Annotated in this window: 1 protein-coding gene; it reads right to left on the reverse strand. The window is 55.5% G+C overall.

The window, feature by feature from the left end:
- Positions 1 to 47: 47 nt before the first annotated feature.
- On the reverse strand, positions 48 to 922 hold an 875-nt coding region (locus tag HMPREF3171_RS10385), incomplete at its 5' end, for an integrase core domain-containing protein (RefSeq protein ID WP_141743398.1).

Genomic DNA, 922 nt, shown 5'->3' on the forward strand with positions numbered 1-922 from the left:
TCCAGCCACTTATTGGACACGGAGTCCAGGAGCTTTTTGGACTTTGGCTAGTGTTTCGGTTTGCGTCTTTTTGGCCGGGGTTTGGATAGGTTGGGGCGCAGCTGGGGTGGTTGGCGGTGTTTCATGCCTTCGACGTGGTTGATGTTGATTACTCCGCCGGCTGGGCGGTGTTTGAGCTTGATCGGTAGCGGCACACTGAAGAGGAATTCTCCGTCGTGTGCGGTGAAGAATTCAGCGACGTTATCGGCAGTAACGTGGCTGAGCAGTTTGCGGCTTTTGAATCTCAATCCGACATACAGCGGGTATCCGAGGATATGAACTGCCCCGTGGCGGCTGATGGTCAGTTCCAAGGGGATATCAAAGCGCTGCTTTTTGACTGCTTCATACGGGTCTATGCTGGTCGTATCCGTATGCGATGCACCTGGCGTGGTGATTGCACGATCGGTGTTGACCCTGGGTGAAGTGGCAGCTTCCCCGGGGTCGTTTGTGTATGCATGCTTCGGCTTTGCATGGGGGTTGTTGGCGAGGTTGTAGTCGACAACGCGCTGCCAGACCGCTTCAGGATCAAGCGGAGTTGTAGGTGATTCAGCCTGCGGGAACGTTTCCCAGGCTTGTTCGGGCGTGATGTGCATCTTGCCGACGAGCAGGCTTTGATGTCGCCGATGTTTGTTGTAGACCTCGCGGTAGGCCGCAAGCGCTTTTTGCAGTTCGTCGAATGTTTCCGGTGTGCGTGCATCGAGAAACTGCACCAACGTGCGGTGGGAGCGTTCGTCTTTGCCTTGCGTAGTTGGGGCGAAGCCAGCAATTGCCAGCACACCTTGCTTCGCCAACCAAACTTCTGTGGCTGATAGACGACCGCGATGGTAGGTGGCAAACGCTTCACTGTTGTCCGACAAGATTTCCTGCGGTTTGCGGTATCGGT

Origin of the sequence: Corynebacterium sp. HMSC08F01 (genome assembly GCF_001807545.1) — a bacterium.
GTDB classification, from domain to species: domain Bacteria; phylum Actinomycetota; class Actinomycetes; order Mycobacteriales; family Mycobacteriaceae; genus Corynebacterium; species Corynebacterium coyleae.